The sequence below is a fragment of the Streptomyces monticola genome, assembly GCF_042665355.1.
Taxonomy (GTDB): Bacteria; Actinomycetota; Actinomycetes; order Streptomycetales; family Streptomycetaceae; genus Streptomyces; species Streptomyces monticola.
In genome coordinates, this window is the sequence record NZ_JBHTCF010000049.1 from 1 (window position 1) to 7,152 (window position 7,152).

Annotated in this window: 8 protein-coding genes; all 8 read left to right on the forward strand. The window is 71.3% G+C overall.

The window, feature by feature from the left end; translation table 11 throughout:
• Positions 1 to 604, forward strand: a 604-nt coding sequence (locus ACFQVC_RS42205; protein ID WP_381842028.1) for a biotin/lipoyl-containing protein, incomplete at its 5' end; no start/stop codon positions are given.
• Between the two features lie 6 nt (positions 605 to 610).
• Positions 611 to 1,636: a hypothetical protein gene (locus ACFQVC_RS42210; protein WP_381842031.1), complete on the forward strand. Its 1,026-nt coding sequence runs from the start codon at positions 611 to 613 to the stop codon at positions 1,634 to 1,636.
• 40 nt (positions 1,637 to 1,676) lie between these two features.
• On the forward strand, positions 1,677 to 3,146 hold the full coding sequence (locus ACFQVC_RS42215; protein ID WP_381842033.1) for an FAD-dependent monooxygenase: 1,470 nt from the start codon (positions 1,677 to 1,679) through the stop codon (positions 3,144 to 3,146).
• A 138-nt stretch (positions 3,147 to 3,284) separates the two neighbouring features.
• Complete coding sequence (locus ACFQVC_RS42220; protein ID WP_381842036.1) at positions 3,285 to 3,614, forward strand: TcmI family type II polyketide cyclase; 330 nt, start codon at positions 3,285 to 3,287, stop codon at positions 3,612 to 3,614.
• A complete protein-coding gene (locus ACFQVC_RS42225; protein ID WP_381842039.1) occupies positions 3,611 to 4,882 on the forward strand; it encodes a beta-ketoacyl-[acyl-carrier-protein] synthase family protein in 1,272 nt (423 codons plus the stop codon). The genes ACFQVC_RS42220 and ACFQVC_RS42225 overlap by 4 nt, the downstream gene beginning before the upstream one ends.
• Entirely contained in the window at positions 4,879 to 6,096 is a 1,218-nt protein-coding gene (locus ACFQVC_RS42230) for a ketosynthase chain-length factor (protein ID WP_381842042.1), read from the forward strand. The genes ACFQVC_RS42225 and ACFQVC_RS42230 overlap by 4 nt, the downstream gene beginning before the upstream one ends.
• Positions 6,097 to 6,195: 99 nt before the next feature.
• Positions 6,196 to 6,474, forward strand: a complete 279-nt coding sequence (locus ACFQVC_RS42235) for an acyl carrier protein (protein ID WP_381842045.1) — start codon at positions 6,196 to 6,198, stop codon at positions 6,472 to 6,474.
• Between the two features lie 129 nt (positions 6,475 to 6,603).
• The coding region (locus ACFQVC_RS42240; protein ID WP_381842048.1) for an SDR family NAD(P)-dependent oxidoreductase at positions 6,604 to 7,152 on the forward strand (549 nt) is incomplete at its 3' end.

Below are 7,152 nucleotides of genomic sequence, written 5' to 3' on the forward strand. Positions count from 1 at the left end.
TCAGCAGGCCCTGCAGCGCGCCGCCCGCGCGCTCGCCGAGTTCAAGGTCGAGGGCATGGCCACCGCCATCCCCTTCCACCAGGCCGTCGTCGTCGACGAGGCCTTCGGGCCCGAACTGACCGGCTCCGACAGCCCGTTCAAGGTCCACACCCGCTGGATCGAGACCGAGTTCGTCAACCGGATCGAACCGTTCACGGGCACGTCCGCGCAGGCACAGGCGGACGAGAAGGACGAGGCGGGGCGCGAGACGGTCGTCGTCGAGATCGGCGGCAAGCGCCTGGAGATCTCCATGCCGGTGAGCCTGGGCATGTCCCTGGCGCGCACAGGCCTGGCGGCGGGGGCCAAGCCGAAACGGCGGGCCGCGCAGCGGACGGGCCCTGCCGCCTCCGGCGACACCCTGGCTTCTCCCATGCAGGGGACCGTCGTCAAGGTCGCCGTCGAAGAGGGCCAGGAGGTCGCCGAGGGCGAACTCGTCGTGGTCCTCGAAGCGATGAAGATGGAGCAGCCGCTGAACGCCCACAAGGCCGGCACCATCACGGGACTCACCGCCGAAGTCGGCGCCTCCCTCACCTCCGGCGCCGCCATCTGCGACATCAAGGGGTGATCCACGATGACAGCGGTGACGTACACCGAAGCGGTGAACGACGCCCTTGAACGGCTGAGTTCACTCGGTTACGAGCACGGCCCGGCCTTCGTGAACCATGCGCCGATGGCCGCCGAGGCGCTGGCGTACATGGGATACACCGAGTCGCTCCCGGAGTGGATCGAGCGGAATCTGCGGCTGCGCAGCTACCACCCGCAGCCCGAGTGCCGCTGGCCGTTGTCACCGTACGACCCGGCCGAGTGGCGCCCCGCCCTGGGGGACTTCGACCGGGTCGCCGACTGGACCGCTCTGTTCGCAAGGGAGTTGGCGCAGGAGGAGTGGCGGCACGTCCTGGCCCGCTGGTGGCCGCGGCTGCTGCCCGGAACGCTCGGCGCGCTCGGCCATGGAGTGATCCGTACGGCACATGCCGTCCGGGCCGTCGCGCTGGCCGGGGACGACGCGCGCCTCCAACTGGACGAACTGGCACGCGGCTTGGGCTACTGGGCCGCGCGTTACAAAGACGTCCCGGGCGGGACCGGCCCGGGCCGGAAGGGGGTGTCGGCTGGGGCGGTGGCCGACATCCCCTTCGATCACGACAGCGATAGTGACAGGGACAGTGACAGCGATGGCGGCGGGGCCGCCCTGGTCGGCCTGGACACACTCGTCGCCGAGGCCGCTGGCCGCTATGCGCGCACACCGCAGCACAACCCGGTGCCGCTGATCCACGCGGTCACCGTGCCCGCCGCCATACGTCTGGTGTGCGCGCACCTGCCCGTGGCGCAGCGCCTGCCGTCGTACCTGGCAGCTCGCGACAGCGTCCGCGTCATGGAGTCCTACTTCGGCGCGGGACCGGCGGGAGCCACGGGAGCGGTGCGTCCGGTGGCCGGTCTCCCGGCCGGTGCGGAGCTCTTCGCCACCGCCGCCGCCCTTGGCGACGAGCACGCCATCAAGCTCGCCGAGGTCGCGGTACGGCACAACGTACTGGCGCCGGATCACCGGTACGCGGCCGCGGCCCACGTCGCCAACGAGGCGCTCGCCCGGTTGACGCCGTGAACCTTCCGGAGCACAGGCACAGACAACTGAGGAGAGGCATATGGACGCGGCAGTGCTAGTGGTGGGCGCCGGGCCGGCCGGCATGATGCTCGCCGGTGAGCTACGTCTGGCGGGAGTCGACGTCATCGTCCTGGAGCGGCTGCCCGCGAGGACCGGCGAATCCCGGGGCCTCGGCTTCACGGCGCGCACCATGGAGGTGTTCGACCAGCGTGGACTCCTGTCGCGCTTCGGCGACATCGAGATCAGCAACGTAGGCCACTTCGGCGGTCTCCCGGTCGACTTCGGGGTACTCGACGGCGCGCACCAGGCCGCCAAGACGGTGCCGCAGTCGGTCACCGAGACGGTGCTCGAAGAGTGGGCGACGGACCTGGGCGCGGACATCAGGCGCAGCCACGAGGTCCTCGCCGTCAAGGACAAGGAAGACAGCGTCGAGGTCGAGGTCCGCGGACCCGACGGCGTGCAGACGCTGCGCGCCGAGTATCTGGTCGGCTGCGACGGCGGCCGCAGCACCGTCCGCAAGACCTGCGGTTTCGACTTCCCCGGCACCTCGGCGACGCTGGAGATGTTCCTCGCCGACGTGAAGGGCATCGAGCTCGAACCGCGCATGATCGGTGAGACGCTGCCCGGCGGCATGGTCATGGTCGGCCCGCTGCCCGGCGGCATCACCCGGCTGATCGTGTGCGAACGCGGCACCCCGCCGCAGCGCCGCGAACAGCCGCCGACCTGGCAGGAGGTGGCCGCGGCCTGGCAGCGGCTCACCGGGGACGACATCTCCCACGCCGAGCCCGTCTGGGTCTCCGCGTTCGGAGACGCCGCCCGCCAGGTGACCGAGTACCGGCGCGGCCGCGTCCTGCTCGCGGGCGACGCCGCGCACATCCATCTGCCGGCCGGCGGGCAGGGCATGAACACCAGCATCCAGGACGCCGTCAACCTGGGCTGGAAGCTCGCCGCCGTGGCCGCGGGCAGGGCCCCCGAGGCACTGCTCGACACGTACCACAGCGAACGCCACCCGGTCGGTGAGCGGCTGCTGATGAACACCCAGGCCCAGGGGCTGCTGTTCCTTTCGGGACCGGAAGTACAGCCACTGCGCGACGTCCTCACCGAGCTCATCAAGTACCCGGACGTCAGTCGGCACTTCGCGGCGATGGTCAGCGGCCTGGAAATCCGTTACGACATGGGCGGCGGCAGCCATCCGCTGCTCGGCCGGCGCCTTCCGCAGGTGGGGCTCACCGGGCATCCGCTGGTGGACAGCAGCACCAAGGCGCTGCACCAGGCCCGCGGGCTGCTGCTCGACCTCGCGGACAACGACCGGCTGCGGCGCAGGGCCGTCCTCTGGCAGGACCGCGTGGACATCGTCACCGCGGCTCCCGACGGGCTGCCCGCGGACAGTCCGCTGCACGGCACCACGGCCGTACTGGTGCGCCCCGACGGCCATGTCGCCTGGGCGGCGCCGGGGGTGCACAGCGATCTGCCCATGGCACTGGAGCGCTGGTTCGGCCCGCCGCGCTGAACCGGGTTCCTGCCGAACCAGCGGCGAACCGGGGCCACTTGAGCAGGCCGGGCACCCGGGCGGCCACTTGAGCATGCCGGACAGCCGCGCCTGAGCAGGCCGAAAGAGCCACCCAAGGCACCTTCGAGGGAGAAGACCATGCACAGCACGCTGATCGTCGCCCGTATGGCCCCGCAGTCGCACCAAGACGTCGCCCGGCTGTTCGCCGAGTTCGACCGGACCGAGATGCCGCACCTCATGGGCACCCGGCGGCGTCAGCTCTTCGCCTACCGGGGGCTCTACTTCCATCTGCAGGACTTCGACACCGACAACGGTGGCGAACTGATCGAGAACGCCAAGACGGACCCGCGGTTCATCCAGATCAGCGACGACCTCAAGCCCTTCATCGAGGCGTACGACCCCGTCACCTGGCGCTCGCCCGCGGACGCCGTCGCCGAGCGCTTCTACTCCTGGGAGACGGAGGCGTGAGCGGCCGTCGCGTGGCCGTCACGGGCATCGGGGTCCTCGCCCCCGGCGGCATCGGGACCGGCGCGTTCTGGAACCTGCTGAGCGAGGGCCGCACCGCGACCAGGGGGATCACCTTCTTCGACCCCTCGGCGTTCCGCTCCCGGGTGGCCGCCGAGATCGACTTCGACCCCGAGGAACACGGCCTGAGCCCGCAGGAGATCCGCCGGATGGACCGGGCCGCACAGCTCGCCGTGGTCGCGGCCAGGGAAGCCGTCACCGACAGCGCCCTCGACCTGGGCGCCTTCGCCCCGCACCGGATCGGCGTCACCGTCGGCAGCGCCGTCGGCGCCACCATGGGGCTCGACGAGGAGTACCGCGTCGTCAGCGACGGCGGCCGCCTCGAATCCGTCGACCACACCTATGCGGTGCCCCACCTCTACAACTACCTGGTGCCCAGCTCCTTCGCGGCCGAAGTGGCCTGGGCGGTGGGCGCGGAAGGGCCGAGCACGGTGGTGTCCACCGGCTGCACCTCCGGCATCGACTCGGTGGGATACGCCGCCGAGCTGATCCGCGAGGGCAGCGCGGACGTCGTGGTCGCCGGCTCGTCGGACGCCCCGATCTCCCCGATCACCATGGCCTGCTTCGACGCCATCAAGGCCACGACGCCGCGGCACGACGATCCCGTGCACGCATCGCGGCCGTTCGACGCCACCCGCAACGGATTCGTCCTCGGCGAGGGCGCCGCCGTGTTCGTCCTGGAGGAACTGTCCTCGGCACAGCGGCGCGACGCGCACATCTACGCCGAGATCGCCGGCTACGCCACCCGCAGCAACGCGTACCACATGACCGGACTGCGGCCCGACGGCGTGGAGATGGCCGAGGCCATCAACGTGGCCCTCGACGAGGCCCGGCTCAACCCCGAGGACATCGACTACATCAACGCGCACGGCTCGGGCACCCAGCAGAACGACCGGCACGAGACCGCGGCGTTCAAGCGCAGCCTGAAGGACCACGCCTACCGGACGCCGGTGAGCTCCATCAAGTCGATGGTGGGGCACTCACTCGGCGCGATCGGCTCCATCGAGATCGCCGCGTCCGCCCTCGCCATGGAGCACCACGTGGTGCCGCCCACGGCCAATCTGCACACCCCCGACCCCGAATGCGACCTGGACTACGTGCCGTTGACCGCACGCGAATGGACGACGGACGCGGTACTGACCGTCGGCAGCGGCTTCGGCGGATTCCAGAGCGCCATGGTGCTCGCCCGTCCCGAAAGGAGCCCGGCATGACCGCCAGCGTGGCAGTGACGGGCCTGGGCGTCGTCGCGCCCAACGGCCTGGGGCTCGCCGACTACTGGTCGGCGACGCGCAGCGGCAAGACCGGCATCGGCCGGATCACCCGCTTCGACCCGGCGCCGTACCCGGCCCAACTCGCCGGTGAGATACCGGGTTTCCAGGTCGAGGACCATCTGCCGAGCCGGCTCCTGCCGCAGACCGACCACATGACGCGCCTCGCGCTGGTCGCCGCGGACTGGGCCCTCGCCGACGCCGGTGTGAATCCGCGGAAGTTCCCCGCCTTCGACATGGGCGTGGTCACCGCCAGCTCCGCAGGCGGCTTTGAGTTCGGCCAGGCCGAGCTGCAGAAGCTGTGGAGCCTGGGCAGCCAACATGTCAGCGCCTACCAGTCGTTCGCCTGGTTCTACGCCGTCAACAGCGGCCAGATCTCCATCCGCAACGGCATGAAGGGCCCCAGCGGAGTCGTCGTCAGCGACCAGGCCGGCGGTCTCGACGCCGTCGCCCAGGCGCGCCGGCAGATCCGCAAGGGCACCCCGCTGATCGTGTCGGGCGCCGTGGACGCCTCGATCTGCCCCTGGGGCTGGGTCGCCCAGCTGGCGGGCGGCAGGCTGAGCCACAGCAACGAAGTGGCCCGCGCCTATCTGCCCTTCGACACCGACGCCCGTGGCCACGTGCCCGGCGAAGGCGGCGCCATCCTCGTCCTGGAGGACACCGAAGCGGCGCTGCGGCGCGGCGCCCGGGTCTACGGCGAGATCAGCGGATACGGCGCGACCATCGACCCGAGGCCCGGCAGCGGCCGCGGCCCCGCCCTGCGCAAGGCCGTCGAACTGGCCCTGGAGGACGCGGGCGTGAGCCCCGGCGAGGTGGACGTGGTGTTCGCCGACGCCGCCGGAGTCCCCGCCCTCGACCGGATCGAGGCCGAGGCGCTCGCCGCCGTGTTCGGCCCCCGTGGCGTGCCGGTCACCGCGCCCAAGACCATGACCGGCCGCCTCTACTCCGGCGCGGGCCCGCTCGACCTGGCCGCCGCGCTGCTCGCCATCGGCGAAGGCCTCATCCCGCCCACCGTGAACGTCACGCCCGCACCCGACTACGAACTCGACCTCGTGACCACACAGGCCCGCGCCGCCGACGTACGCACCGCGCTGGTGCTCGCCCGCGGCCAGGGCGGGTTCAACTCCGCCGTGCTCGTCCAGGCTTCCGGCCGCTGACGCCGGATTGGCGCCCTTCACCGCTGCTTCCCCTCCCCCGGTGAAGGGCGCCCGCTCCACGACCTCGCCCTCACACGGCTGACGACGAAAGGGACCCAAGTGAGCAATTCACAATTCACCCTCGACGACCTCAAGCGGATCTTGCTGGAGGGCGCCGGCGCCGAAGAGGGAGCCCTCGACGGCGACATCCTCGACACGGACTTCGAGAAGCTGGGCTACGAATCCCTCGCGCTCCTGGAGACCGGTGGCCGCGTGGAACGCGAGTACGGCATCACGCTCGACGACTCGGCCCTGACCGACGCCGCCACGCCCCGGCACCTCCTGGCCATCGTCCAGTCGCACCTCGAAGGCGGCGGACGCTCGGACCTCGCGGCCTGAGCCGTCCCGCCCGCGCACCGTCACGCCCCCACGCCGCACGCTCCATCACGCCCCCACACCGCACACTTCCGGGCCTGCCGCGGACCCCCCGGCAGGCCCGGTCGCAGCGCCCATCCACGGGAGAGAGACATGCCGCAGCACAGCCAACGGGTCGCCCTCGTCACCGGGGCCACCAGCGGAATAGGCCTGGCCACCGCCCGGCTCCTGGCCACACAGGGGCACCAGGTGTTCATCGGCGCACGGACCGCCGACAGCGTCGCGGAGACCGTCAAACAGCTCACCGACGAAGGCCTCGACGTCGACGGCACCACCCTCGACGTACGGTCCGCCGAGAGCGTGGCGGCGTTCGTCGCACGGGCCGTCGAGCGCTTCGGCACCGTCGACGTGCTCGTCAACAACGCGGGGCGCAGCGGCGGTGGCGTCACCGCGGACCTTGAGGACGAGCTGTGGGACGACGTCATCGACACCAACCTCAACAGTGTCTTCCGGATGACCCGCGAGGTGCTCAACACCGGGGGCATGCGCACCAAGGACCGCGGCCGGATCATCAGCATCGCCTCGACCGCGGGCAAGCAGGGTGTGGTGCTCGGCGCCCCCTACTCGGCCTCGAAGCACGGCGTGGTCGGCTTCACCAAGGCGCTCGGCAACGAACTGGCCCCGACCGGGATCACCGTCAAC

Coding starts and splice junctions, on each gene's coding strand:
- ACFQVC_RS42210 (WP_381842031.1), top strand. CDS start 611: ATGACAGCGGTGACGTACACCGAAGCGGTGAACGACGCCCTTGAACGG.
- ACFQVC_RS42220 (WP_381842036.1), top strand. CDS start 3,285: ATGCACAGCACGCTGATCGTCGCCCGTATGGCCCCGCAGTCGCACCAA.
- ACFQVC_RS42215 (WP_381842033.1), top strand. CDS start 1,677: ATGGACGCGGCAGTGCTAGTGGTGGGCGCCGGGCCGGCCGGCATGATG.
- ACFQVC_RS42230 (WP_381842042.1), top strand. CDS start 4,879: ATGACCGCCAGCGTGGCAGTGACGGGCCTGGGCGTCGTCGCGCCCAAC.